The 26,006-nt window shown below is 58.8% G+C and carries 14 protein-coding genes and 4 pseudogenes; 10 read left to right on the top strand and 8 right to left on the bottom strand.

Going from position 1 to position 26,006, the window contains the following annotated elements; all coding sequences use genetic code 11:
* The first annotated feature begins 593 nt into the window (after positions 1-593).
* Positions 594-1,031 (top strand): DUF3757 domain-containing protein, encoded by a 438-nt coding sequence (locus tag LCH65_RS03890; RefSeq protein ID WP_226439171.1) that lies wholly within the window; start codon positions 594-596, stop codon positions 1,029-1,031.
* 56 nt (positions 1,032-1,087) lie between these two features.
* Here LCH65_RS03890 and LCH65_RS03885 read toward each other — a convergent pair whose 3' ends face one another.
* From LCH65_RS03885 to LCH65_RS03870, 4 genes and pseudogenes are all read right to left on the bottom strand, one after another.
* Positions 1,088-1,663, bottom strand: coding sequence for a DUF1349 domain-containing protein (locus LCH65_RS03885; RefSeq protein ID WP_226439170.1), 576 nt, complete (start codon positions 1,661-1,663; stop codon positions 1,088-1,090).
* 239 nt (positions 1,664-1,902) lie between these two features.
* A pseudogene (locus LCH65_RS03880) lies at positions 1,903-2,424 on the bottom strand (sugar-binding protein); the annotation flags it as partial.
* 141 nt (positions 2,425-2,565) lie between these two features.
* The gene (locus tag LCH65_RS03875) at positions 2,566-3,135 is read right to left on the bottom strand and encodes a DUF1629 domain-containing protein (RefSeq protein ID WP_057401714.1); all 570 of its coding nucleotides are present in this window, start codon (positions 3,133-3,135) and stop codon (positions 2,566-2,568) included.
* The gene (locus LCH65_RS03870) at positions 3,128-7,324 is read right to left on the bottom strand and encodes an RHS repeat-associated core domain-containing protein (RefSeq protein WP_226439169.1); all 4,197 of its coding nucleotides are present in this window, start codon (positions 7,322-7,324) and stop codon (positions 3,128-3,130) included. The genes LCH65_RS03875 and LCH65_RS03870 overlap by 8 nt, the downstream gene beginning before the upstream one ends.
* A 532-nt stretch (positions 7,325-7,856) precedes the next feature.
* Between LCH65_RS03870 and LCH65_RS03865 the strand changes: the two genes are divergently transcribed.
* Together LCH65_RS03865 and LCH65_RS03860 are read left to right on the top strand one after the other, a co-directional pair.
* Positions 7,857-8,402 carry a Bro-N domain-containing protein gene (locus LCH65_RS03865; RefSeq protein ID WP_226439168.1) on the top strand — a complete coding sequence of 182 codons (546 nt, stop codon included), beginning with the start codon at positions 7,857-7,859 and terminating at the stop codon, positions 8,400-8,402.
* Positions 8,403-8,480: 78 nt separating this feature from the next.
* Positions 8,481-9,215: an SDR family oxidoreductase gene (locus LCH65_RS03860; protein WP_003314465.1), complete on the top strand. Its 735-nt coding sequence runs from the start codon at positions 8,481-8,483 to the stop codon at positions 9,213-9,215.
* Position 9,216: 1 nt separating this feature from the next.
* On the opposite strand, the gene LCH65_RS03855 is transcribed toward LCH65_RS03860, so the two are convergent.
* Positions 9,217-10,095, bottom strand: a complete 879-nt coding sequence (locus LCH65_RS03855; RefSeq protein WP_024693215.1) for a carboxylate/amino acid/amine transporter — start codon at positions 10,093-10,095, stop codon at positions 9,217-9,219.
* A gap of 266 nt (positions 10,096-10,361) precedes the next feature.
* Between LCH65_RS03855 and LCH65_RS26190 the strand changes: the two are divergent.
* From LCH65_RS26190 to LCH65_RS26305, 3 genes and pseudogenes are all read left to right on the top strand, one after another.
* Positions 10,362-11,411 (top strand): annotated as a pseudogene (locus LCH65_RS26190) (glycosyl hydrolase family 28-related protein); the annotation flags it as partial.
* A 137-nt stretch (positions 11,412-11,548) separates the two neighbouring features.
* Positions 11,549-11,611: pseudogene (locus LCH65_RS26185) on the top strand (hypothetical protein); the annotation flags it as partial.
* Between the two features lie 10 nt (positions 11,612-11,621).
* On the top strand, positions 11,622-15,194 hold the full coding sequence (locus LCH65_RS26305; RefSeq protein WP_308456416.1) for a putative Ig domain-containing protein: 3,573 nt from the start codon (positions 11,622-11,624) through the stop codon (positions 15,192-15,194).
* 186 nt (positions 15,195-15,380) lie between these two features.
* On the opposite strand, the gene LCH65_RS03845 is transcribed toward LCH65_RS26305, so the two are convergent.
* Positions 15,381-15,695 carry a hypothetical protein gene (locus tag LCH65_RS03845; protein WP_003363462.1) on the bottom strand — a complete coding sequence of 105 codons (315 nt, stop codon included), beginning with the start codon at positions 15,693-15,695 and terminating at the stop codon, positions 15,381-15,383.
* Between the two features lie 67 nt (positions 15,696-15,762).
* Here LCH65_RS03845 and LCH65_RS03840 point away from each other — a divergent pair, with 67 nt between their 5' ends.
* From LCH65_RS03840 to LCH65_RS03825, 4 genes and pseudogenes are all read left to right on the top strand, one after another.
* The gene (locus tag LCH65_RS03840; RefSeq protein ID WP_003363464.1) at positions 15,763-16,686 is read left to right on the top strand and encodes a LysR family transcriptional regulator; all 924 of its coding nucleotides are present in this window, start codon (positions 15,763-15,765) and stop codon (positions 16,684-16,686) included.
* 222 nt (positions 16,687-16,908) lie between these two features.
* On the top strand, positions 16,909-17,472 hold the full coding sequence (locus LCH65_RS03835; protein ID WP_003363466.1) for a peptidylprolyl isomerase A: 564 nt from the start codon (positions 16,909-16,911) through the stop codon (positions 17,470-17,472).
* A 102-nt stretch (positions 17,473-17,574) separates the two neighbouring features.
* Entirely contained in the window at positions 17,575-19,407 is a 1,833-nt protein-coding gene (locus tag LCH65_RS03830) for an ABC transporter ATP-binding protein (protein WP_226439166.1), read from the top strand.
* Positions 19,408-19,511: 104 nt separating this feature from the next.
* Positions 19,512-19,661: pseudogene (locus LCH65_RS03825) on the top strand (hypothetical protein); the annotation flags it as partial.
* A gap of 262 nt (positions 19,662-19,923) precedes the next feature.
* Here LCH65_RS03825 and LCH65_RS03820 read toward each other — a convergent pair.
* Entirely contained in the window at positions 19,924-21,051 is a 1,128-nt protein-coding gene (locus tag LCH65_RS03820; protein ID WP_074804854.1) for a GNAT family N-acetyltransferase, read from the bottom strand.
* A 39-nt stretch (positions 21,052-21,090) separates the two neighbouring features.
* The gene (locus tag LCH65_RS03815; RefSeq protein ID WP_226439165.1) at positions 21,091-25,986 is read right to left on the bottom strand and encodes an NEL-type E3 ubiquitin ligase domain-containing protein; all 4,896 of its coding nucleotides are present in this window, start codon (positions 25,984-25,986) and stop codon (positions 21,091-21,093) included.
* Positions 25,987-26,006: the final 20 nt, after the last annotated feature.

The raw sequence follows: 26,006 nt of genomic DNA, 5'->3' as shown, positions 1-26,006 counted from the left end.
GGCGCTGGCTTGGTCGAGGCGCACATACGTGAATGGAGTTTCAAGAAGGATCAGGATTTCTGAGCGCTTCGGCGTTAGATCTAGTGGGCAATAACTGCCATCCTGTTAGCCAAAGAATTCGGTTCCCCTATGCGGATACCGCAAAGGTATTATTGGTGCGTACGCCTGTGGGGAGTAGCTTTCACGAACCAAGCCTTGGTGAAGCCCCCGGCTTGGCGTTTCGAGTCGTCATCCCGCGCGCAGCCCTTGCCATGCCTATGTGGACAGGGCTTCAGGAGTAATCGGCCAGCCCACTATCCCCACACAAACCAACGCCATTTCCTACAAACAATTAAGGCCTGAAGGTGCAGACAATAAACACTCTAGCGCCTAAGATAAATTCATCCACACTGGATACGATCAAATATTTACTAAAATACGCACACCTTTAACAACGAAACAATAAGCAACAAAACCACTGCCACACACCAAACAGAAACTTGCAACCAACTGGCGTACCTGACAACAAGCACGCGCTGTGCAACTGCGTCAAATATCCGCACTAACGCTCATATAAACACATCAAGAATTAAATTCTCAATTAAAGGAATATCATGAAAAAAGTATTAATCAGCGCCGCAATTGCTACGTGCCTGCTGGGCATGTCCCTGACCTCTCAAGCGGCAGAAAACTGCCCTGCTGTCGCGAAGATCGAGCAGGTCTCACCCGGTGTATACCGGGCGAGCGGTAATGACGGCGAGTGGACCGGCGTGCTGCAAGGCGTTGTAAAAAAGAAAATGCCTGTGCAGTCCTTTGAACTGGCCATCGCTATTCAAGAGAGCGCAGACGCGCCTCAGATGCTGCAATACTGTACCTACAACATCGGTGGGCGCGAGATGCTGGACATGCGCTTCACTGCTAAAAACAATAAGGATTTCACTGTAAAAACTGCAGGCAGTACCTGGAAAAAAGAAAATGGTTTTTTGGGTCTCGTCTATAACGTATGTGAAAAAACATCACCTGAAAACTGCAAGTTCACCGTTGTTAAGTAAAACAAGGTGAGCATGTCGCTCTTCAGCGGGCCTGCAATGGCCGGCTGAAGAGTCACTCACGTCAGATCATGCAAATCCTTGCCCAGTGCAGGCATGACCTCGAAATGAGAGAACACCACCTCCAGCCCTCCCCGTTCCGGACTGCAACACATCGGCCCTACGGCATAAGACTCACTCACGGGAAATGGTGCCAGGCGCAGCAGCGGCCAGCGCAGCCCGTCGCTGGAGTGCTGAATACGCATAACGCCCTTGGCGACCGTGACTCGCAGCCAGAGGCCGGATGACGACTCATCAAACGCACCAGTCGCCCAATCCGATTGCCCGCAGGTCAGAACGCTGCCCAGCATCAGGGCTCCGTCGCTGACTTCAACGCCGGTTTTGACCCAGTTGCGCTCGTCAATGCGGACCATCAAGCCCGCCTGATCGTAAAGCGTCTTGAAATCCCCCTGCACATGCACTTGCGCAGTGAAATCACCGGTCACCGAAACACCCAGAAAATGACCGGTGTCGCGGCAGAAACCGTAGTGCGTCTGCTGCCAGAAATCGGTTTGCGGGTCTGTGGTGACAGTCAGGCGCTCTTCCGCCACGTTCCAGTGCCGGGGCTCGTTCAGCCAGATGCCTTTGTCGAACATGTTGCCTCCTGTGTGAACTGCATGCCGAGGACAGATTACTAACCAGATCGTCAGTAGCTATTTTCGTACCATACAGAAATTCTACAGGGCAACATTACTCAGTGGCTGATCATCAAGGCCTGCCCTGAGCTCTCCCGTTGGGGCATGCGGGTTTGCCTTGGTCGGTTTTATGGCCATTGGCAAGGCCATATAGCCCGCACCCTGATAACGCATGCTGTCCTTATACTCCGCGACGGTTCTAGGCGAATAGCCTTGTCGTATTCGTAGGTGATGGTCTGCCCTTTGGCATCCTGTCGCCATTTGGGCAGGCCACGGCCGTTGCGCAGCAGCTGGGTGGTCTGGCCTTTGCCATCGGTGTGGGTCAGGACCTGGCCCAGTTCGTTGTAGGTAAAGGTCTCGCTGGTGCCATCCGGGTGGTTGATGCGCAGCACTTCGCCGTCGGGCTTGCGTTCCAGCGTGGTGGTGTTGTTCAGGGCATCGGTGACGGCCATCAGGTGGTGGCGCTCGTCATAGCGGTAATAAGTGCTTTTGCCCGAACAGTCCTGAAAGCGCTGGACCTGGGCCAGGGTGTTCCACCACAGGTATTTGGACTTGAGCGTCGGTTCGACGATGGTGTGCGGCAAGCCGTCCTCGCCGTTGAGGTATTCGGTTTTGTGGCCCAGTGCGTCGATCTCGGCGACGAGGTTGCCTTTGGCGTCGTAGCGGGCTTTCCAGGTACTGCCGTCGGGGTAATCGACCTGAGGGATAAGATGATGGTATTGATTTTTGAATTAACTACCTAATGAAGCAAGAAAGCTAGTGGCTGAGGCAAGGTTGGCAGCCACTAACGTTGATTATTTTTTATTAAAGAGCACTAGATTCTGACGTCAGCAAAACAGCAAAACGAGACTGATCCATAGACGTCAGGCCTTGGAAAGACTCTTTTTGAATTCTAAACCACGCACTTCATTAAGCTCGCATATTTCCTTAAAGCGAGCGGAAGCCAACATAGTTGTAAAATCTTCATCCGCTCTAAAAACATCTACCAACATATCAATATCATCCCTCAGAAAAATCTCAGTATACTTTTGGGGGCCATCTGGCAGATAGCTCAAAATTGGCTCACTTTTAGATTTCTCTTTATCAAATACGCTGAGCTTTGAAGTTATATTGAAAACTTTATAGCCGTCATATTTCTTTCCACCCATATAGATGTCTGCATCAAGAAATTGAACACCCATAATCTTGGCATCCAGTAATAACTGATGAAGCCTGGGGCTAATAAAATTAGGTCCGTCGCTGAAAAAAAAATCATACTTAAGAACCTTGTCAATACTAGCTCTTGAAGTCAGCGTAAACTCAATTAACAACTCCTCATTTACCTCCACCCCAGTCTTTAGGAGAATTGAGTCTTGACCTGTCAAAATCTTGCTCTTAAACCAATAGCTTTCTGGATAAGATTCAGATATTTTCAGAATAAAGATTTTAGCCACAAGCAACACCTCTTACAGACGCAGAATTTAACATCGTAGTGCCAGAACGCAGTCCTTTACGCTCAGCAGCGATAATCTGATTTACTGCTTTGTCATAATCACCCTTGGTCCAACCGTTTTCCACTCCATACTTATGAACTGAATCAAGCTGTTGTTCAACAGAAGTAGTATAGTCTGCGTGAGAGCCTCGATGAATCGTTCTGATAGGATGACTTTCAGCATATTTAGGTAAGTAGATAATATTTGAGACTTTGTGAATGTTCATTCCTGCTGCCTTAATAGCATCGTGACCTGCTAATTGCTGAGGAATTATATGGTGCTTTTGAAAGCCCGAAAGAGCTTGCATAGTGTTATAGGTAACCCACCCTAACGGATCAATCCAACCGATAGGACTGGGCGCATACTGATAAAGATTAAACCCACCCAACAACCCAATAGGATCCTGCGTAATAAACCGCCCAATCTCCGGGTCATAATACCGAAACGTGTTGTAATGCAGCCCCGTCTCGGCATCAAAATACTGCCCCTGAAACCGCAGGTTCTGCTCAACCTCGTTCACGACCAGCTTTTCCACCGCACCCCACGCCCGGTATTTGGCCTGCCAGACGATTTGCCCTTCGGCGTCGGTCATCTCCAGCGGTGTGCCGATCTGGTCGGTGTGGAAATAGTAAACCTTGTTCTCTACCTCGCCTTCTTTTTCATCCACGCGCGCCAGCGGCGCATAGCTGCCGGGCTCGTAGATATACAGGCTGCTCTGTCCCGGGCTTTCTTCGCGCAGCATGCGCAAGCCTTGCCAGAGGAAGCGTTTGTGGTCGGTGTGGCCTTTGATTTCGGACTGTTTGGCGACTCTTCGGCCCAGGCTGTCGTACTGATAGCTACTGGTGCTTTCCACCTGCGTGTCGGCCATGGTTTCGGTTTTGACCAGGCGGTTTTCGCAGTCGTACGTGAAGGTCTGCCAGCGCACGATGCCGACGACTTTTTCGATCAGGTTGCCCCAGGCGTCGTATTTGTACTCGTGGTTCGCCCACTGTTTGAGGCGGTTGTCTTTGACGTGATCGAAGCGGCTGGTGTTGAAGTTGAGGCGGTTGGCCGCGGCGTCGTAGCGGAATTCTTCGCCGTCGACTACTCGGCCGGTGTTGCGCGCCAGCAATTGGCCGTTGGCTTCGTATTCGTACTGGGTTTCGCCGCGCAGTTTGTCGAGGGTGCGGCTCAGTTCGCCGGCCGGGTCGTATTCGTAACGGCGGTGGACCGGGTTGTAGGCGTGTTCGACATAACGCTCTGGCTTTATGAGCGGGTTCTGAATCTGCGACAGTTTTTCTGCAGGCAGGGTTGTGGCGTACTGCCAGGCCTTGCGGCCCATGCTGTCGTAGCCGAAGCAGCTGGTCAGCTTGCCTTGGGTGCGGTAGATCTCGCGATGGAGATCGTCGCGCTCCATATCGCTGATCAACTGGCCATCGAGGTTCAACTGGTGCAGGTGACCGCTGCCGTAATACAAGTGGTTCAGGTGCTGACCGGTAGGAAGCGTCAGCGTGGTCAGGTTGCTGAGTGGATCGTAGTCGTAGGCCAGTGTGCCTTGGGGTGTGGTCTCTGTGGTCAGTCGCCCCAGCAGGTCGTAAGCAAATTCCAGTTTCTCGGCGGTGACGCCCAGTTTTCTGCCGGTGTCCGTCGGTTTGCGCTCGATTGACAGCAGTCGGTCGCCGTCGTCGTAGGCGTAGTCCTGACGCGCATCGTCGTTGAGTTTGGCCAGTAAACGGCCTATCGGGTCGCGCTCCAGATGGGTGCTGCGCCGTGGCTGTTCGCCTTTCTCGCCGTAGCCGATTTCCTCAACCTGTGTCAGGTGCCCGCCGAGGTTGTAGCTGAAACGACGGGTCAGGTTGTCGATGCGCTTTTCTTCGATCAGACGGTCTGCGTTGTCGTAGTCAAAGCGGTAAGTGGCGTCGTTTTCGTTGGTCAGGGCGACGAGGCGAATGGCCTTGTCGTATTCGTAGGTGATGGTTTGCCCTTTGGCATCCTGTCGCCATTTGGGCAGGCCACGGCCGTTGCGCAGCAGCTGGGTAGTCTGGCCCTTGCCATCGGTGTGGGTCAGGACCTGGCCCAGTTCGTTGTAGGTGAAGGTCTCGTGGGTGCCATCCGGATGGTTAATGCGCAGCACTTCGCCGTCGGGTTTGCGTTCCAGCGTGGTGGTGTTGTTCAGTGCATCGGTGACGGCCACCAGATGAAGGCGCTCGTCGTAACGGTAGTGCGTGCTTTTGCCCGAGCAGTCCTGAAAGCGCTGGACCTGGGCCAGGGTGTTCCACCACAGGTATTTGGACTTGAGCGTCGGGTCGACGATGGTGTGCGGCAGGCCGTCCTCACCGTTGAGGTATTCGGTCTTGTGGCCCAGTGCGTCGATCTCGGCGACGAGGTTGCCTTTGGCGTCGTAGCGGGCTTTCCAGGTACTGCCGTCGGGGTAATCGACCTGAGTGATCAGCGTGGTCAGGTGGTGGTACTGGTAACGAATGCTGCGGCCCAGCGGATCGGTTTCCTTGAGCAGCCGGGCGAACTCGTCGTATTCGAAGGTCAGCTGGTTGCCGTCGGGCAGCGTCAGGCCGGTCATGTTGCCGGTGTCGTCCAGCTCGATGGCGTAGTGATCGCCGCTGTAGTCGCGGCTCGAGGTGACGCGGTGGTCCTTGTTGTAGTGAATCTCCAGCTCGCGTCCCAATACATCGGTGACCCACGTAGTACGGGCCTCGCGGTCGTAGCGGAAGAGGAAGTGCTCGCCGTCGCTGGTCTGGTGTTCTACGACACGTGGCTGGCCGTCGATGGTTTCCCAACGGTACTCGCAGGTCAGGCCCAGTGCGTTGCTGTGGCGGGTCATGACGCCGTCGGTGTAGCTGAAGCGGCGCACGGAATCGCCGTTGCGGTTGAACACTTCACTCAACTGGCCGTTGCTGTCGTAGCGGTACTGCACCAGTGTTTCGACGGCCTCGTGGTTGACGATGCGCTTGACCGAGTCGAGGCGTGTAGTCACTTCGTCGTAATGCAGGTGCACGCGCACGCCGCCCGTGGCGCTGATGTCGGTCAACGTGCCTTGTTCGGTGCGGGTGAAATGCAGGAACTGGCCCAGTGCGTTTTCGATACGGTCCAGCGGGACCGGCTTGTTGTCGCCGGGCACTTCGCCGAAGTAGAAGAAGATGTTGTCCAGCGTCTGCAGCAGGTAGTGACCGCCTTGTGTGCAGACCAGATACACCTGTTCGTGAGGGTTGTAGATACGCTGGCCCGGCGCGATGTCCACGAACGGAACCGTACGGCCCTGGTTGTCTGTGAGGTACACGAAGCTGCCGTGCTTGCGCAGGCTTTGTTCCCACGGCAGCACCCAGCCTTTGCCAAGTACGCTGTCGACGTCCAGGTTGCTGGCGTAAAAGCGCGACCACTCGATAGGCATCAGGCCGGGCAGGCTGAAGTCGATTTCATCGGGAATCAGTTTGCGCCCAGTGGTGGTGTCGACCGGGTTGCCGCTCAGGCCGCCGATGGCACTGCGCACGACCGGTTCGACCACATAGCGGCTGGCGACTTCGCCGCCCACAAAGCCTGCGGTGAATTTCAATGCGCAGGGCAGCACGGCTTTCATGCCCGCCTGCGTACCGGCTTTGATCAGCTGGGCAATACCGCCCGCCGCGCCGGCCACCGCCATCAGCACATCGACGGTGGTGCGCAGCCAGCCAGGAATTTCATCGTCTACCGGCAGGTAACGGTATCTGCCACCGCCGATGAACACGTTGTTGGAGCCGCTGGAGATGGTCGCGCCGCAGGTGAGTTTGTCACCCTTGCGCGCCGCCGCCACGCTGTTGATGAAGACGTTGGTCGAGCCTTCGGCAATCCTGATCGGCCCCGGATGCTTGTCACAGGCACCAATGCTTTTTTCAACATGCGCTGCCTTGCGGTTGTTGATGTACACATTGGGTGAGGCCGTGATGATCGTGCCGGAAGGGGAGGAAAACATACTCCCTATCGCCTCTCCTGCGGCGGTGAGCAGGCTACCTCCGACGCCTGCTGCAAGTCCTGCCAGAAGAGCCACGCCGAACCCGCACGTGAAGGTCGCGATCGCCACCGTCGCGATGAGCGCAATACCGAGCACAGCTCCGATCAGGAAGCCTCCCAGGGCGCTGGAGTGTGATATTTCGTCACCGAAGCGTGCTGCTTCAAACATCGCGCCTACTCCCGCCAGACCGTAGCAGAAGAAACAATGAGGCAACCCGATGGGCTGATGATGTATTGCGGCATTTGATAGTCCATGTACGTTGTCTGTCCTTGAACTCTATTGGTCTACGGTCGGTCAGCGTCAGGCCAACTTCATCTATTGCGACATACTTTACGCGACTGACCCACTGGATTTCTGCGACACCGTTCGAAAAAGATACAACAATCGCATCGTGCCTACTCAAAAAAATGCCGTTTCCTACGCTTCAACCCCACACCCTTGCCACCCTACCCTCACCACGCTAACCTCCCCGCCGTTCGCTGCCAAATCAGCGGCCGGATTTGACGATCCGTTCTATCCAGGCGTGTCAGCGCCCCACCCACTGCTTCGAGCCAGACTTGAGGCACGTGCTATGGCGGCTGTGCGTCGGAGACCTTCGGGTCTGCCGGTTTCCTGGATACCGGTTCGTCAACCTTCGCACAGCTGCCACCCATTCGTTTGACGACGTCTTGTGGCAGTCTCATATCCAGGAGCTGCACCCATGTTCAACGTAACCCCCTGTACGCCACGAACACCCCATTTCGAAGCCACCCTCTTCCTCCGTCACAGCCGCATGCTGCGCGCCATTTTTACCGACGCGCAAGCATGGTTTTGCCTCGCAGACCTCGCCCGTCTGATGGGCAAGGCGCTGGACGAGCGTGCCACGCTCAAGCTTGATGCCGATCAGCGTCGCGAGGTCTGGTTGCAGGCCAATGGCGAATGCCAGCGGCAGCTGATGATCAGTGAATCCGGCGTGCTGGCGTTGCTGGTTCATCATTACGTGCCGGAGAACCGCGCGCTGCGTCAGTGGCTGACGCATGAGGTGCTGACGACCTTGCATGATCAACAGAACGTCACGCTGGATAACCCCAGAATGAGCCAACTGCAATGGCCCGGCACGTCGCTGAGCGTGCTGCACTGGCGCAGCGAAACCTGGGTTCGCTTGCGCGACATGCCGAATGTGGTGGCCGAGGCAGCTCCTCGTCCGAAGCGGCCGTTATGGCGCAGGGTGTTGAAGCACATCAACACAATGCGCACTGCCGCCTGACCGGTACTGCCTGAACCCCGTTGACACCCTTCCCACCAAAAAACATGATGCATCCACCCTAAAAACCGGAACGCACTCATGAGCGACAAGAAAAAGCTTTTGCTGACTGGCGCAAGCCGGGGTATCGGTCATGCCACGGTCAAGCATTTCAATGCCGCTGGCTGGGAGGTGTTTACCGCGTCGCGGCAGAACTGGGTCGCTGACTGCCCGTGGGCTGAAGGTCTGCTCAATCACATTCACCTGGACCTGGAAAACATCGACAGCGTCAGCGAGAGCATGGCGGCGATCAAGGACAAGCTCGGCGGGCGGCTCGATGCGCTGGTCAATAATGCCGGCGTTTCACCGAAGACCGAAGACGGCGGGCGCATGGGTGTGCTGGAGTCGGATTACAGCACCTGGATCAAGGTGTTCAACGTCAATCTGTTCTCTACCGCGCTGCTGGGTCGGGGTTTGTTTGACGAGTTGAAGGCAGCCAAGGGCAGCATCATCAATGTCACCTCGATCGCCGGCTCGAAGGTCCACCCGTTTGCAGGCGTCGCCTACGCCACGTCCAAGGCGGCACTGTCGGCGCTGACCCGGGAAATGGCCTTCGATTTCGGCCCGCACGGGATACGGGTCAATGCCATTGCGCCGGGTGAAATCGATACGTCGATTCTGTCACCCGGCACCGCCGAGATTGTCGAGCGGCTGGTGCCGATGCACCGGCTGGGCAAGCCCGAGGAAGTCGCTTCGCTGATCTACTTCCTGTGCACGGCTGGCGCGTCCTACGTGAACGGTGCGGAGATTCACGTCAACGGCGGCCAGCACGTCTGACTCAACGTGTGCCGGAAACGCTCTCCGGCACGCGCCGCACGCCCAGGCGACTGATCCACACCGACGCCACGATCACTCCGCCGCCGATCAGCAGGCGGGTGAAGTCCTCATGCTGGTTCCAGATCAGCAGATTGATCAACAGCCCCAGCGGCACATGCAGGTTATTCATCACCGCCAGGGTGCCGCCGTTGACCATGCACGCACCTTTATTCCACCAATACATGCCCAGCGCCGTCGAACACAGGCCGAGAAATAGCAGCACGATCCATTGGGTCGGCGCTTCGGGCAGGTGTTGCGGGTTACCGAATATCAGGAACGCAGGCAGGACCACGGCCAGTGCGCCGAGGTAGAAGTAGCCGAAGCGTCGGTAATGCGGCAGGTCGCTCGGGTAGCGCGCCACCAGATGCTTGTACAGCACCTGCCCGGCGGCGTAGGTGAAGTTGGCCAGTTGCAGCAGCAGGAAGCCGCCAAGGAAGTCGCCGTCCAAGCCATCGTAACGAATCACGCCAGCGCCCAGCACCGCGACCACCGCCGCCAGCAATGCCCAAGGGTTGAAGCGCCGGTTCAGAGCATCTTCGATCAACGTCACGTGCAGCGGCGTGAGGATGGTAAACAGCAGCACTTCCGGCACCGTCAGCACCCTGAAACTCAGGTACAGGCAGACATAGGTCACGCCGAATTGCAGCGCGCCGATCAGCAGCATGCTGCGCATGAAGCGGGGTTCGACCTGGCGCCAGCGGGTCAGCGGAATGAATACCAGACCCGCCAGCACCACGCGGACCAGCACCGCGAAATAACTGTCGACGTGCCCGGCCAGATAGACACCGATCAGGCTGAATGAAAACGCCTGAATCAGTGTGACGAAAAGTAGATAACCCATGCCCGCCCCCATTTTTGAAGGGCGCGACCATAGCGGTTGCGTCACTCACTGTCCACTCGACGGCCGCCAATTTTTGACGCCAACCCGTCGCCGCGCTCCGCGTTACCCGTCACAAATATGACAGTCGCATTATTGACGTACATGTCGTCGGTTTCGACGAAAATATAGCCTATATCGGCAACTTTTCCACAGAAAAAGGTCTTATCATCTCGACGCTGCAATATTGACTCATTTCATCCACATTCGTCGTCGCCTGGAGTAACACCATGATATTCAACACAAAAGACTTCGGAGCAGTGGGCGACGGCATCACTGACGATACAGCTGCCATTCAGGCCGCAATCGATGCGGCGGCGGCTGCAGGCGGCGGGGAAGTGGTCATGGGGGCCGGCACATACATCGTGTCCGGTGGCGAAGAGCCTTCTGATGGCTGCCTGATGCTCAAGAGCAACGTCACCCTGTCGGGTGCAGGCATGGGCGAGACGGTCATCAAGCTTGCGGATGGCTCGGACACCAAGATCACCGGCATCGTGCGCTCGGCCTATGGCGAAGAAACCCACGACTTCGGCATGAAGAACCTGACGCTGGACGGTAACCGGGACGCCACCACCGGCAAGGTGGACGGCTGGTTCAACGGTTACATTCCAGGCTCTGACGGCAAGGATTCGAACGTCACTCTCGACAGCGTCGAGATCAAGGATTGCTCGGGCTACGGCTTCGACCCGCACGAGCAGACCGTCAACATGGTGATCAAGAACAGCGTGTCGCATGGCAACGGCCTGGACGGCTTCGTGGCCGATTACCTGAGCGACAGCGTGTTTGAAAACAACGTTGCGTACGACAACGATCGTCACGGCTTCAACGTGGTCACCAGCACCCACGACTTCACCCTGAGCAACAACGTTGCCTATGGCAATGGCAGCACCGGCATCGTGGTGCAGCGCGGCAGCGAGAACATCCCCTCGCCCGCCAACATCACCATCACCGGCGGCGCGGTGTATGGCAACGCAGCAGAAGGCGTACTGATCAAGCTGTCCAGCCAGGTCTCGGTCAGCGGCGTGGACATCCACGACAACGGCAACGCTGGCGTACGCATTTACGGCAGTTCCGGGGTGGATATCTTCGATAACACCCTGAGCAACAACGCGCTGGGTTCAGCGGTTCCGGAAATCATCATTCAGTCCTACGACGACACCACGGGCGTGTCCGGCAAGTTCTTCAGCGGCAGCGACAACCTGATCCGTGGCAACACGATCACCGGCAGTGACAACTCCACCTACGGCGTCGCCGAACGCAACGAAGACGGCACCGACCGCAACAGCATCGTCGGCAACACCATCAGCCACACCAGCAAGGGGCTGACCCTGGTGTATGGCGACGGCAGCTTCGCAGGTGATGCGTTCCCGCTGGTGACCGTCAATGGCACCGAGGCCAACGACGTCATCACCGGTGGCGCGGCCCACGAGCAGATCTTCGGTCTGGCGGGCAAGGACACCTTGAACGGCGGTGCGGGTGACGACATCCTGATTGGTGGTGCCGGAGCCGACAAGCTCACCGGTGGCGCGGGTGCCGACACCTTTCGCTTCGATCAGTTGACCGACAGCTACCGCACGGCCACCACCAGTTCCACCGATCTGGTCACCGACTTCGATATCAGCCAGGACCGCATCGACCTGAGCAACCTGGGCTTCACCGGGCTGGGCAGCGGCAAGGGCGGTACGCTGAACATCAGCTACAACGCCACGCTGGACCGCACCTACGTCAAATCACTCGACGCCGATGCCAGCGGTAACCGCTTCGAACTGGGCCTGAGCGGCAACCTGAAAGACACGCTCAATGCCAGTCATTTCATCTTCCAGCATGTGGTGGAAGGCACGGCGGGCGGCGATACCCTGACCGGCACCGACGGCAATGACGTGATCAACGGCAACGCCGGTACGGACCGTATCGATGGCGGCGCGGGCGCCGACACGATCACTGGCGGAGCCGATGCCGACACCCTGACCGGTGGCGCGGGCGCGGACCTGTTCATCTACAACTCGCGTCTGGACAGCTATCGCAATTACACCGCCAGCGGCACCAAGCAGAGCGACACGATCACCGACTTCAACCCGGCCGAAGACCGCATCGACCTGTCCAGCATCGGCCTGCGCGGCCTGGGCGATGGCAGCGCCAACACCATTTACCTGTCCGTCAATGCCGACGGCAGCAAGACCTACATCAAGACCGATGCGGTCGACAGCACAGGCAATCGCTTCGAGATCGCCTTGCAAGGCAATCTGGCCGACAAACTGAGCGCGTCCAACTTCATCTTCTCCACCGCAGCAGCCGCCAATCAGGCACCAGTGCTCAATACGCCGCTGATGGACCAGAACATCACCGAGCTGAAGGCGTTCTCCTACGCTGTGCAACCCGGTAGCTTCAGCGACCCGGACAGCAACACGCTGACCTACAGCGCGACCCTGGCCGATAACAGCGCCCTGCCCGACTGGTTGAAGTTCGACAGCAAGACCCTGACCTTCAGCGGCACGCCGGGTGGCACGGCATCGGGGCTTTACTCGGTGTTGCTGACCGCAAGCGACGCCACCGGCGCGTCGGTGGCCGACAGTTTTGCCATCAATGTGGGCAACGTCACGCCGGGGACCCTCACCGGCACCGAGAACGCCGAGGCGCTGTATGGCACCGAAGGCAACGACACGATTCTGGGCCTGGGCGGTGACGACACGCTGCGCGGCGATACCGGCGCCGACATCATCAACGGTGGCGCAGGACGTGACGCCCTGTACGGAGGAGCCGATGCCGACACGTTCGTCTACAGCGCCCTGACCGACAGCTACCGCGATTACGACGCTGGCGGGCTGACCGCCACCGACACGATCTATGACTTCACCCCCGGTCAGGACAAGATAGACGTCTCCGCCCTCGGCTTTCTGGGGCTGGGCAACGGCGAAGATCACACGCTGTACATGACCCTCAACGAAACGGGCGACAAGACTTACATCAAGTCCGCTACGGCGGATGCCGACGGCAATCGCTTCGAAATCGCCCTGAGCGGCAACCTGATTAACACCCTGACCGATGCGGACTTCGTGTTCGGCCAGCGTGAGGCGCAGGAGATTCTCTATCTGCCGACGCTGGGCCAGTCCAATGCGCGCCTGCTGCGCATGACCGAAGACGATAACCAGTCCGGCACCTCGGAAATGGTCAAGGACCTGACCCGCTACACCGATTACGACGTGCGCAGCCAGTTCACCGACGCCAACGGCGATGGCATCGACCTCGCCGTGGGCGGCAGCACCGTGGTCGGCTACTCGACCGGCACTCAGGAAGAACAGCGTGTTTCCTGGTGGCTGGTCGACACCGATGAGCCGGGCCCTGCGCTGTTGCGCGCCACCGAGTTGCTCAAGTCGCAACTGGCGTCGCTGACCGCCATCGACAAAGTGACCACCGGGATCATCTGGGGTCAGGGTGAAGAAGCCGCTCAGGAAATCGCCCGCGCCACTGACAAGCAGGCGGCAGCCGAGCTGTACAAGGCCTCGACCCTGAAAGTGTTCGACTACTTGCATGCGCAGATCGGCGATTTCACCGTATACATCGCCGAAACCGGGCACTACCAGACCGACGCGGCAAAGGCCCGCGGCTACACCGATGAAAAGATCAACGCCATTGTCGAGGGTACCGGGTACGTCAGAAGCGTTCAGGAAGCCATTGCCACTGAGCGCGCCGACGTCAAGCTGGCGGTTGACTACACCGACCTGCCGCTGCGTTACGAGGTCAACCCGCTGGTTTACCCCGATGACGTCTGGCACTTGCATGAAGAGTCCGCCGAGATCGTCGGCCAGCGCCTGGCCGATTTCATCGCCGATGACCTGGGTTTCCACGGCAACGCCGCTGACAACAACGACCCGGCGGCCATTTTCGAGAGTGGCCAGAACGAAGGTGGCCACATCTTCGGCACCAGTGACGACGACACACTGGTCGGCAGTTCCGGCAATGACGTGCTGGACGGCGACCAGGGCGCGGATGACATGAGCGGCGGCGATGGCAACGACATCTATGTCGTCGACAACGCTTTCGATACCGTCACCGAAAGCAACGACTCGCCCTCGCAGGTCGACACCGTGGTGTCGTCTGTCAGCTGGACGCTGGGCGCCAACCTGGAAAACCTGGTGCTTACCGGCGTGTCTGCCATCAACGGCACCGGCAACGCCGTGAAGAACGTCATCATCGGCAATGCCAGCAACAACATTCTTGACGGTGCTGCAGGTGCCGACATGCTGACCGGCGGCGATGGATCGGACAGTTATTACGTCGACGATGCCGCCGACAGGGTGGTCGAAACCAATGCCGATGCACAGGTGGGTGGCGTGGATACGGTGTACAGCTCGCTGGCCAGCTACACGCTGGGGGCCAATGTGGAAAACATCGTCATCAACAGTACCGGGGCCGCCAACGCCACCGGCAATGCCCTGGACAACCTGATTTACGCGGGCGCTGGCGACAACGTCATGGACGGCCGCGACGGCAATGACACCGTGTCGTATCTGTTCGCCACCGCCGGCGTCACCGTTGCGTTGAACACCAGCGCCCAGCAAGCCACCGGGGGTTCGGGCCTGGACACACTGAAATTCACTGAAAACCTGATCGGCAGCCAGTTTGCCGACACGCTGACCGGCAACAAGAACGCCAACACCCTGAGCGGCGGCGATGGCAATGACACCTTGTCCGGCGGTGCGGGTGATGACGTGCTGATCGGCGGGTCAGGCGCTGATACGCTGATCGGCGGCACCGGCGCGGACCACTACGTGTTCAACAGCATTACCGATACGGGCCTGGGCGGACTGCGCGACATCATCAATGGCTTCAAGACAGTCGAAGGCGACAAGCTGGACTTCTCCGGCTTCGATGCCCGACCGCTGACCGATGGCCACGATGCGTTCGTATTCATCGGCAACGCGGCGTTCAGCGCCAACAACAGCGGTGAACTGCGTTTTGCCGACGGTGTGCTGTACGGCAATATCGATGACAACGTCGGCGCGGACTTCGAAATCCAGCTCACCGGCGTGCAAACGCTGCAGGCCGCCGACATCATTGTCTGATCGTCCCAAAGCATATAACTCATAAAAAGCCCTGGAAACGGGGCTTCACCCTCAGAACATCAGCAAGAGCGACCGGGGTGAGTACCATCCCCCGCAACCCCGGTCCTACACCAACGCGTTGCACAAAAACGCGAAGCCTCTGTGCTCCCCCCATAAATTTGTCTTATCCATAAGAGCGCTCTACTCTCAGGCGGGCTGACAGCTGAGCCTGATTCGCAACTTTATGATGCTGCGATTGAATCGGGATGAAACGTCGAGACTCTTGCCTGCGCCGACCTGCACATGTCGGGTGCGCGGTGCCTCCGGCCCGTTGATGAACACCACCGAACATTTGGCGTCTACTTCACCGTAGTTGTTGACGGTGATTGACCCGGTATCGTGATAGACGTCGTGGGCAACATAATCGATCTTCACGCCCTGGTACTGTTTTTCCACCTCGATGGGGTACGCCAGGGCTGTCAACGGCAACATGACCAGCAGCGCACAACACAGTCGATTCATTCGGCAATCTCCGAGTCGGGATTGTCAGAGTAGAACAATAAGCCCGTACTTTAAGAGGAATTACAGCATGAAAGCGCCCCGCGTGACTCTCGACCAGTGGCGCACATTGCAGGCCGTGGTCGATCACGGTGGTTTTGCTCAGGCCGCCGAAGCGTTGCATCGCTCGCAATCATCGGTGAGTTACACCGTGGCGCGCATGCAGGAACAGCTCGGCGTGCCGTTGTTGCGTATCGACGGGCGCAAGGCGGTGCTGACCGAAGCCGGCGGCGTACTGCTGCGCCGCTCGCGGCAACTGGTCAAACAGGCCAGCCAACTGGAAGACCTCGCCCACCATATGGAGCAGGGCTGGGAAGCGGAAGTGCGCCTGGTGATCGACGCGGCGTACCCTTCGGCGCGTCTGGTCAGGGCGCTGACTGCGTTCATGCCGCAGAGCCGTGGCTGCCGGGTGCGACTGCGTGAGGAAGTGCTCTCCGGCGTCGAGGAGGTCTTGCTCGAAGGCGTCGCGGACCTGGCCATCAGCGGCTACAGCATTGCCGGGCATCTGGGCACCGAGATGAGCTCGGTCGAGTTCGTCGCCGTCGCTCACCCGGACCACGCCCTGCATCAGGCCAATCGCGAGCTGACCTTTCAGGACCTGGAAAGCCAGTTGCAGGTCGTCATCCGTGATTCCGGCAGGCAGCAACCCAGGGACTTCGGCTGGCTGGGCGCGGAACAGCGCTGGACCGTCGGCAGCCTGGGCACCGCTGCGACCTTCGTCAGCAACGGCCTGGGCTTCGCCTGGCTGCCTCGGCACATGATCGAGCGTGAACTGCGCGAAGGCCTGCTCAAGCCCCTGCGCCTGGACAAGGGTGGCAGCCGCAACCCGACCTTCTATCTTTACTCCAGCAAGGACCGACCGCTGGGCCCGGCCACGCAGATTCTGATCGATCTGATCCGCAGCTTTGACACGACCCCGCTCACCGCTGCACTCGGCACGCCGCAAAATGCCTGACCGGCGCAGGCACTTGGCGCTCTTCACTGTATGCAGCACGTCAATCGCACGCGGCTGGAATTCATCGCCAGCAACGCAGTCTGAAAATCCTGTGCGGTCCATGGACGTGCAGCCTGATCGTCTGAAGTGCTGCAAACCCGCCAATACGCTGGGCAAAAAAAGCCAAACGTGGTTACCTTGCCGGTCACAGTCGATATCTCTTAATGAAGGACGTGTTGCCACATGCTGAAAAAAATCGCTCTCGCCGCCTGCTCCGTGCTGTTCGCCGCCAACCTGATGGCTGCTCCGGATAAAGCCACGCACGTGGTACTCGACACCAGCTTCGGCCAGATTGAAATCGAACTTGCAGACACCAAGGCGCCGATCAGCACCCAGAACTTTCTGGGCTATGTCGACAGCGGCTTCTACACCAACACCATCTTTCACCGGGTGATTCCGGGTTTCATGGTGCAGGGCGGTGGCTTCACCCAGCAACTGGTTCAGAAGCAGACCAAGGATCCGATCAAGAACGAAGCCCAGAACGGTTTGCATAACGTCCGCGGCACCATTGCCATGGCGCGTACTTCGGACGTGAACTCGGCCACCAGTCAATTCTTCATCAACACCAACGACAATGCCATGCTCGACAACGGCGCGCGCGACTTCGGTTACGCGGTGTTCGGTAAAGTCGTCAAAGGTATGGACGTCGTCGACAACATCGTCAACGCCCGCACCACTACTCAGAAAGGCATGCAAAACGTGCCAATCGACCCGATCCTGATCAAGTCCGCCAAACGCGTCAACTGATCGGGAAACCTGCACCGCATGGAGCCTTCGGGCTTCGTGCGGTCCGGACGGGAGAGCCTCCACTTATCAAGGAGAACCCACGTCGCGTGGGTGTGATAGCCAATGCTTTATCGTCGTTTCGAAAAACTGATCGATATCTTCAAAGACGCTCCTACCGCTGCCCCGCCCAATACTGTCTTCGCGTTTTATCTCTACTACCTGCGTCAGGTGTGGCCGACGTTTACCGCGCTGCTGGTGGTCGGGCTGATCGGTGCGCTGATCGAAGTGTCGCTGTTCAGTTACCTGAGCCGCATCATCGATCTGGCGCAAACCACGCCGCCGGAGAACTTCTTCAGCATTCATGGTTCCGAGCTGATCTGGATGGTCGTCGTGGCCCTGCTGCTGCGGCCGATTTTCGTCGGCCTGCATGACCTGCTGGTACACCAGACGATCAGCCCCGGCATGACCAACCTGATTCGCTGGCAGAACCACAGTTACGTGCTCAAGCAGAGCGTCAACTTCTTCCAGAACGACTTCGCCGGGCGTATCGCTCAGCGCATCATGCAGACCGGCAACTCATTGCGCGACTCGGCCGTACAGTCGGTGGATGCGCTGTGGCATGTGCTGATCTACGCGATCAGCGCGATGGTGCTGTTCGCTGAGGCCGACTGGCGCCTGATGATCCCGCTGGGTACCTGGATCGCGGCGTTCATCCTCTCGCTGATGTACTTCGTGCCGAGGGTCAAGCAGCGCTCGGTGGATTCGTCCGATGCGCGCTCACGACTGATGGGCCGCATCGTCGACGGCTATACCAACATCACCACGCTCAAGCTGTTCGCCCACACCAACCACGAGCAGCAGTACGCTCGCGAAGCGATGCGCGATCACACCGAAAAAAGTCAGCTGGCTGGCCGAGTGGTCACGTCGATGGACACCACCATCACCACCATGAACGGCATACTGATCGTCACGACGACCGGCCTGGCCCTGTGGTTGTGGACTCAGTCGATGATCTCGGTGGGGGCGATTGCACTGGCCACCGGTCTGGTCATCCGCATCGTCAACATGTCCGGCTGGATCATGTGGGTGGTCAACGGCATCTTCGAGAACATCGGCACCGTGCAGGACGGCCTGGAAAGTATCTCGCAGCCCGTCACGGTCAATGACAAACCCGGCGCCCTGCCGCTGAAGATCGAAAACGGCGGTGTCAGGTTCGACGGCGTCGATTTCCATTACGGCAATGGCAACGGGATCATTCACAACCTCAACCTGGACATCAAACCGGGTGAGAAGATCGGTCTGATTGGGCCTTCCGGCGCGGGCAAGTCGACGCTGGTGAACCTGCTTCTGCGCATGTACGACGTGCAAGGCGGGAGAATCCTTATCGACGGCCAGGATATTTCCGAAATCACCCAGGAAAGCCTGCGGGCGCAGATCGGCATGATTACCCAGGACACCTCGCTGCTGCACCGCTCGATTCGCGAGAACCTGTTGTATGGCAATCCGCACGCAACCGGCGAACAGCTCTGGGAGTCGATCCGCAAGGCTCGTGCTGACGAGTTTATCCCGCTGCTGTCGGACTCCGAAGGTCGTACCGGCTTCGATGCTCATGTCGGTGAACGCGGCGTCAAGCTGTCCGGCGGTCAACGCCAGCGTATCGCGATCACCCGCGTGCTGCTCAAGGACGCACCGATCCTGATCATGGACGAAGCCACCTCGGCACTCGACTCGGAAGTCGAAGCAGCGATTCAGGAAAGCCTGGAGACGTTGATGCAGGGCAAAACGGTGATCGCCATCGCGCACCGCCTGTCGACGATCGCACGCATGGATCGCCTGGTGGTTCTGGAGAAAGGCCAGATCGCCGAAACCGGCACGCACAGCGAACTGCTGGCGCATGGCGGGCTGTATGCGCGGTTGTGGCAGCATCAAACGGGTGGGTTTGTAGGCGTGGATTGATAGGGGGAGGCTGCTGGCCTCTTCGCGAGCAAGCTCGCTCCCACAGGATCTTCAGAGGCCACAACATCTTCAGCGGCAGCGACGCAGCACTTGTGGGAGCAAGCTTGCTCACGATCGTACGCATGGATCGCCTAGTGGTTCTGGAGAAAGGCCAGATCGCTGAAACAGGCACGCACAGCGAACTGCTGGCGCATGGCGGGCTGTATGCGCGGTTGTGGCAGCATCAAACGGGTGGGTTTGTAGGCGTGGATTGATAGGGGGAGTTTGCTGGCCTCTTCGCGAGCAAGCTCGCTCCCACAGGATCTTCAGAGGCCACAACATCTTCAGCGGCAGCGACGCAGCACTTGTAGGATCCACCAGTCGGTCATGTGTACGCCGCACTTGTGGGAGCGAGCTTGCTCGCGAAGGGGCCAGTGCAGTCGCTGAACGTCTGCTGTGGTCATGTGTGCGCCGCACCTGTGGGAGCGAGCTTGCTCGCGAAGGGGCCAGTGCAGTCGCTGAATGTCTTCTGGCCGGTTACTCCACCTGCCGATACGGCAGCGCGCTGCGCGCTTCCTCGGCATAGGCCAGTACGCCGACTCGCTCCTGCTCCAGAAACTCGCTGACCGCGTCTTTCAGGCCTGGGTGCATCAGGTAGTGCCACGAACGGGTGATCTGCGGTTCGAAGCCGCGGATCAGTTTGTGTTCGCCCTGCGCGCCGGCGTCGAAGCGTTGCAGGTCGTGCGCGATGGCGTAGTCCATACCCTGATAGAAACAGGTTTCGAAATGCAGCCGGTCAAACTCGGCCAGACAGCCCCAGTAGCGCCCATAGAAACTGTCGTCGCCGATCAGGCTGAAGGCCATCGCCACCGGCCGTGAGCCCTGCAGCGCGATGACCACACGGATCGATTCAGGCATGCGCTCAGCCAGCAGGCTGAAGAACTCACGCGTCAGGTAAGGCGCCTGCCCGCGCACCTCGTAGGTATTGGAGTAGCACGCATACACGAAGTCCCACAGCACTTCGCTCATCTGCGCGCCTTCGAGCCATTCAAACTCGATGCCCTGCCCGGCCACCTGCTCACGTTCCTTGCGCATCTGTTTGCGCTTGCGCGAACTCAATGCATCAAGGAAGTCCTGAAAGTCCCGGTAGCCGCGATTGTGCCAGTGAAACTGGCAGCCAAAGCGCTCCAGCCAGCCCGGTTGCGTTTCAAGCAAGGCATCGGCCGCCGGATCGGTGAAGTTCACGTGGGCGCTCGACAACCCTTCACTCTGCAGATAGGCAGGCAGCTCGCTGAGCAACTCGATACCGCCCTGAGGCGTCGCCGACAAAATCCGCGAACCGCCGACCGGGCTGAAAGGCACGGCGATCAGCAGCTTGGGGTAATAGGCGATGCCGGCGCGACGGCAGGCGTCTGCCCAGGCGTGATCGAACACGTACTCGCCATACGAATGCCACTTTCGGTAAGCCGGCAACGCCGCCACCAACTGATCGTTTTCGTAGTGCAGCACGTGCTCGGCACGCCAGCCCGATCGTGGCCCGAGGCTGCCGCTGTCCTCCAGCGAGCTGAGAAACGCATGCCGCAGGAATGGCTGATTGCCAGGCACCAGCGCATCCCACTGGGCAGGCGCGACGGTGCCGAGGCTGTCGATTACGTGAACAGGCATGCAGGTTCCCCGATAGGCAGACAGGGTGAAGAATATCCCTTATTGAGCCGTCATGTTCACCGCCTGGGCAATCTGCCTGGAAAGAGTGATCGCGAACTCGTTGATCGCCTGCTCACGCTGACGAGAGATCAGGCCAATCTGCTCGAGGTACTGCTGATCGGATCGCTGATCAGGCGGCAACTCATCCAGGGCCACCAGGCGCTGATTGAAAGGCTGCTTGACCGGCTCGAACTCGGGGGCGTAACGAATTTCCAGATAACTCATCCAGAATTCCCGGGCAATCATCGACTGGAAAAACTCAGGGGTGGCTTCGCGATCGATGATTTCGTTGTAAGCCGCCTGCAAATCCGCTTCGCTCACCTTGGCAATAGCGCGGAACCACATGTTTCGCGGCTGGCCCGGCAGCTCAAGCCGCGCCTGCAGACCGACGCGGTAGGCCAGGCGTACTTCGGCCTCATCGACCGTTTCGCCGCTCGCCTGACGAAACGCTATATCGCGCAGGGCAATTTTCTCCACCTGGTCCAGACGGTCCAGACTGCGGGTCATCCTGAACAGCTTGCGTGGCTGCGCGGCCGCCGTCGTGGATGACATGATCGAGAATATCTGGACGCGCACTTCCATATCGCCAAACACCATTGCCAGTCCATCACCACACGTCTGCGGGTGCGCGGCAACATCGAAGAGCTGGGCACGCAGCTCGGCGTTGACCGACGCCGATTCGATCATCGACCAGACTCGCGCAATCAGCTCATCGCGGTTACTTGAGAAGTCGGCCGATTGCGTCAGATCGCTCAGCATCTGAAAAAAATCCGTGGATCCGGCACAGGCGCGCAGGTCTTGCCACAGCCTTATGCGGGTATTCACCTGCTCACGATTCAGACCTGCAAGCCACGGCGCACTGCCAGGTCCGGCCTCGACCGGATTGTGACTCTGGCTGACACCCCACCGCGGGCGCAGCCTGCCCTCGCGAAACAGCCTGATGCGTTCCAGCGTGGGTGAATTCAACGGATTGCCGCTCAGATGCAGGTGCAGGCGCGAGGAACTGAGGGAGCGCTCGATGTTATCGAGTTCATCGATGGATATTTCCGAGATGCGATTGTCACGCACATCAATCCGAATCAGCTCGGACCGCACCCAGTTCCATGCCGGCAATGTTCGAATGCCCGTGCCACGCAAAAACAGTAGGCGCAATGAGTTCAATGCGTGGATGGGGACGTCCTCGCCGAGCGAGCAAAAGTTGAGGTCCAGAATCTCCAACCGGTTCAGGTTCTGCAACGCCGCGTTGGCGGACTCTGTCCAGATCAGCGGGTTGTGGCTGATGGACAGCTCTGCAAGCTGAGGCATTTGCCCTATCGAGGTCGGCAAGGATCGCAGATCATTGAAGTCCAGGCTCAGCGAACGCAGTCTGTTGAAGTTTTTCAGTAATGCATTCGCTTGTGGATCGGTAAGCTGCATGGTGCGGGCTTTCAGCACCGCCACATGGTCGAAGTTAGCCGTGATATCCGGGAGTTCTCCGATACGCAAGTTATCCAGATCGAGCGCATACCCTAAAAAGTCACCCTGAAAGTTTCGGCACTGAAAGCTCAAGCGTTTCCAGCAGTCGCGAATGCGCGTCGCGGCGACCTCCCTCGGTCTGCGCAACGAAGAAAAGGGCGTTTCCGCGACCCAGTTGTCCAGGGTAACTTGAAGCGTTCGCAATTCATCGGCGAGGCTGCTCAGTCTTTGCCGGACGAAAGTCGACAACTCCCTCGCCGGTCCGGTGTGTTCGGCGCGCAGCGTGCTCAGGAAGTCGGACACTTCTGCATCGGAAAAACCCGGGTACAGACTTCTTACCGCAAGCTCCGGCGAGTGCCTGGACGCGCCAATGCCCAAGCGACGAAAGAAACCCCGCAAGCGTCCACTCAGGGGGTAGCCAATACGGCCATGAGGCAAGCGTTGCGGCCACTTGATACCCGGTTTGATCGGCTGCAATTGCAAAATGGCAGCCATGCGCTCACGCCGTTCGACTGCCGTATTGCGCAACAGACTGCGCAGTTGCTGCTCATCCGCGCCAGCAGGCAGCTGAATGTCGAGGCGTATCTGTTCGGGAAGCGCCAGCAACAACGCCCTGAAAAATTGCTGATCGACTTCACCGAGCGGCTCACCTGAAGGATCGAAGCACTGAACGCCCGCTTCGGTGCTGACCAGCAGCCGGTGCACTGAGGCCTGATCGCTGTCGAGACTGGCGATTTCGTCGCCCTCCAGCGAATCTTTCAGCAGATCGATGGAAACATCACCTCGCCAGCCTGGCACGTACTGCAGCATGCCCATCCCCGCCGCCTGGGTGTCCAGATTGTCGGTTACTGCCCGATAGAAGCCTTCGTTGGCGCGGTTTATCCGCAGTTGCTGCTGATACTCGCGGGCATGCTCGGCAAGTGTCAGAGGAATGCGTTCTTCCATGGTCATCCGCGCTTTGTCCGCGTCGCTGGCCATGCCGATGAGTTCGAGCGCCACGCTGCTCGGCAAGCTGCCGAAGTCGCGCTGTATCAGTTGAACATGCGGGTCGTCGCTGCGACCTTTGAGCGCCTGCACGTCATCCAGCAGGCGCCCCACGTGCGTCTGGGCGCAATCGGCCAGATAGCGTTTGAAACCGCGCAGTTGAACGGCCTTGTCGGCACTGTCGCTCCCGGTCAAACGAGTGACTTCATCGGCGGGCAGACCTTCCAGCAACTGGCCGAGCACTTGACTGAGGTGCCCGGTCGGCCCTGTGACATGGGACGACAGCGTCATCTGCGATCCCACGTTCCAGGATTCCAGCAGCGCCCCTTGGGCGTCGATGAGCAACAGGCCGCGGGGCTCATGCCAGCGCGGTGACGACACCAGCAGTTTCAGCCACGGCTCAAGATGAGAAACATGGACCTCAGACACATCGGCGGCCTGAAGAGCGCCGATGCAGACGTGCAGTTGCCGTTCTGTTTCAACGCGCTGAATGGCGTCCTTCAGCAAGGCCGGAGGCTGGAGGTTCTCGACATGTATCTGGCGCAGCAACGCCTCGTGGGTGCCGGTAATGCGCAGGACTTTCTGAATGTCCTCTTCCGGGAGTGCATGACAGGTCGGGTTGAGGCGTCTGAAAGCCGTTACCTCGTCCCAACCCATAGGGTTTTCCCATTCATGGCGCCAGGCACCGTCCCCATTGTGCTTGAGCTTCGGCGCGTAAGAACGCTCATTCAGCGGATGCCTGATGCGCCAGTTGGCGCCGGAGGCATCGGACTCGACGCGATACAGCTTGCCGTCCAGTGGCAGCCAGGTCCTGCCATCGTGCTCATAAAGTCCAAGGGCGTTGCTGCTCAGGTTGTCGGGCAACGAAACCGTATGCGCATAGGCGTCGATGCTCGGCTTGCCGAGACGTACGGCCCCGTCGACACGTCGTTGCACCAGGCTTTCGATGAACATCGAGGGTTGCAACCCGTTCACCGCGCCCACCACGCCGCCTACCAGCAACATCTGTGCAACGTTTTCGCCGATGTTGTAGACATGCTGCATGGCGTCTTCGACTTCATCGTGCTGCCAGTCCTCGTAAGCCACGAACGCTTCGCTGGCGAGCTGATAGAGGGCGACCACTGACATGATTTCACCCAGCACCGGCACAAAGAACCCGGCCACGTTGAGCAGGTTCATGCCATTGTTTTCAAGGCTTTCGATCAGTGAATCATGAGCCTGCTGGTCCACTTGCGCGGAAGGCACCGCGATAGCCTTTGAGTCATCATAGGTTTTGGCCAGCAAATGGTCGTACAGCAGTTCGAATGGCGGTTTCGAAAACGGCTGTGCCTGCACGACCAGGTCGGCGTCGGGGTCCAGCTTGTGGTCCCCGGCGGGATACAGCCGTGCGTCCAGTTTGGTAAAAAATGCCGGAGCCTGGCCAAGGCTGACGAACCGGCTGAAGTAGCGTCGATAGTGTTCGCTGCCCAACGCCGTCACCAGCCAGGCGTTGAAGGCCCGCAATGACTCGAACTGCCTGATCGGATGCGAGGGCTCGGAAGGCAGGTAGACCAGACAAGGACTGTCATCGGGCCTGGCGCCGTCCTGTTGTATCAGCAAGGCACCCTGTAACAGCGAGCCTGAAAACGTGTAGGTGTCGAGCACGTGCAACTGGCAATAGCGCACGCCCTTGCCATCCCAGCGGGGCTGGTCAACGGACTTCACCATATCCAGCAGGGTCTGGTACGCCGCTTCAGTGATATCGCCTTTCATCACGGCAATATGCGCAAGCACCTCGACGGCGGCACGCTCGCTGTCCATGAACGCGCTGGCAACCGCTCGCGCAGCCGGGCCTGGCGGCTTGAACACGCTGTCTAGGTGAGTCTGATACTGACGGCCCAGATCCAGCTCATGGCAAAAATCAGCGAACTGCTCAAGATCGATCGCCTGACGGTCCCGGTATTCCACCTTGTAGCGGCGCTGGGCGCTGTCGATCAGCCAGTAGCGCAGGCCACCTGTCCGCAGGATTGCCGAGTAGGGATTGAAGCGGCTTCTGTTGCTCGGAGCGAAGTTCTGCAGGGCCGCCTGGAGCAAGGTCTGCTCGAGCGGGGCGGGGTTCCAGGCGCTGTCGTAGCGCCAGGTCATCAGTTGAAAGGCTTCAACGTCCAGGTCGAGCTGGAAACGTTCGACAAACGCTTTCGACAGCAAGGGCGCTGCAAATTGCTGTGGCGATAACAGGCGGTTGCGCACCGGCTCCAGCGCCTGCGCGTAACGCCGTGCACTTTGCTGGCTGGCGTGCAGTGCCTGGCGCAGTGCCGTGGACGCACCCACATACCAGTCTGGCAATTTGAGCCTGATGAATTCGGTGTTGGCGTGCTCCGCTTCGAACGGCGCCGCGTCCTGCGCTCGAGGCGTTACAGAGGCGTGCGCAATGGACGCTTCTATGGTTTCAAAGGGGTTGTAACGGAGGGTGAACATGGTCGATACCGCTAATGGCT

The organism is Pseudomonas sp. MWU16-30316, from assembly GCF_020515645.1.
Lineage (GTDB): Bacteria > Pseudomonadota > Gammaproteobacteria > Pseudomonadales > Pseudomonadaceae > Aquipseudomonas > Aquipseudomonas cerasi.
The sequence above is the reverse complement of the archived record's forward strand: the minus strand, read 5'-3'. Positions and strand labels throughout refer to the sequence as shown.

What these genes read in the sequence shown, in the direction of transcription:
- LCH65_RS03890 (WP_226439171.1), top strand. Translation starts at nt 594, where the DNA reads ATGAAAAAAGTATTAATCAGCGCCGCAATTGCTACGTGCCTGCTGGGC.
- LCH65_RS03885 (WP_226439170.1), bottom strand. Translation starts at nt 1,663, where the DNA reads ATGTTCGACAAAGGCATCTGGCTGAACGAGCCCCGGCACTGGAACGTG.
- LCH65_RS03870 (WP_226439169.1), bottom strand. Translation starts at nt 7,324, where the DNA reads ATGTTTGAAGCAGCACGCTTCGGTGACGAAATATCACACTCCAGCGCC.
- LCH65_RS03865 (WP_226439168.1), top strand. Translation starts at nt 7,857, where the DNA reads ATGTTCAACGTAACCCCCTGTACGCCACGAACACCCCATTTCGAAGCC.
- LCH65_RS03860 (WP_003314465.1), top strand. Translation starts at nt 8,481, where the DNA reads ATGAGCGACAAGAAAAAGCTTTTGCTGACTGGCGCAAGCCGGGGTATC.
- LCH65_RS03855 (WP_024693215.1), bottom strand. Translation starts at nt 10,095, where the DNA reads ATGGGTTATCTACTTTTCGTCACACTGATTCAGGCGTTTTCATTCAGC.
- LCH65_RS03845 (WP_003363462.1), bottom strand. Translation starts at nt 15,695, where the DNA reads ATGAATCGACTGTGTTGTGCGCTGCTGGTCATGTTGCCGTTGACAGCC.
- LCH65_RS03840 (WP_003363464.1), top strand. Translation starts at nt 15,763, where the DNA reads ATGAAAGCGCCCCGCGTGACTCTCGACCAGTGGCGCACATTGCAGGCC.
- LCH65_RS03835 (WP_003363466.1), top strand. Translation starts at nt 16,909, where the DNA reads ATGCTGAAAAAAATCGCTCTCGCCGCCTGCTCCGTGCTGTTCGCCGCC.
- LCH65_RS03830 (WP_226439166.1), top strand. Translation starts at nt 17,575, where the DNA reads ATGCTTTATCGTCGTTTCGAAAAACTGATCGATATCTTCAAAGACGCT.
- LCH65_RS03820 (WP_074804854.1), bottom strand. Translation starts at nt 21,051, where the DNA reads ATGCCTGTTCACGTAATCGACAGCCTCGGCACCGTCGCGCCTGCCCAG.
- LCH65_RS03815 (WP_226439165.1), bottom strand. Translation starts at nt 25,986, where the DNA reads ATGTTCACCCTCCGTTACAACCCCTTTGAAACCATAGAAGCGTCCATT.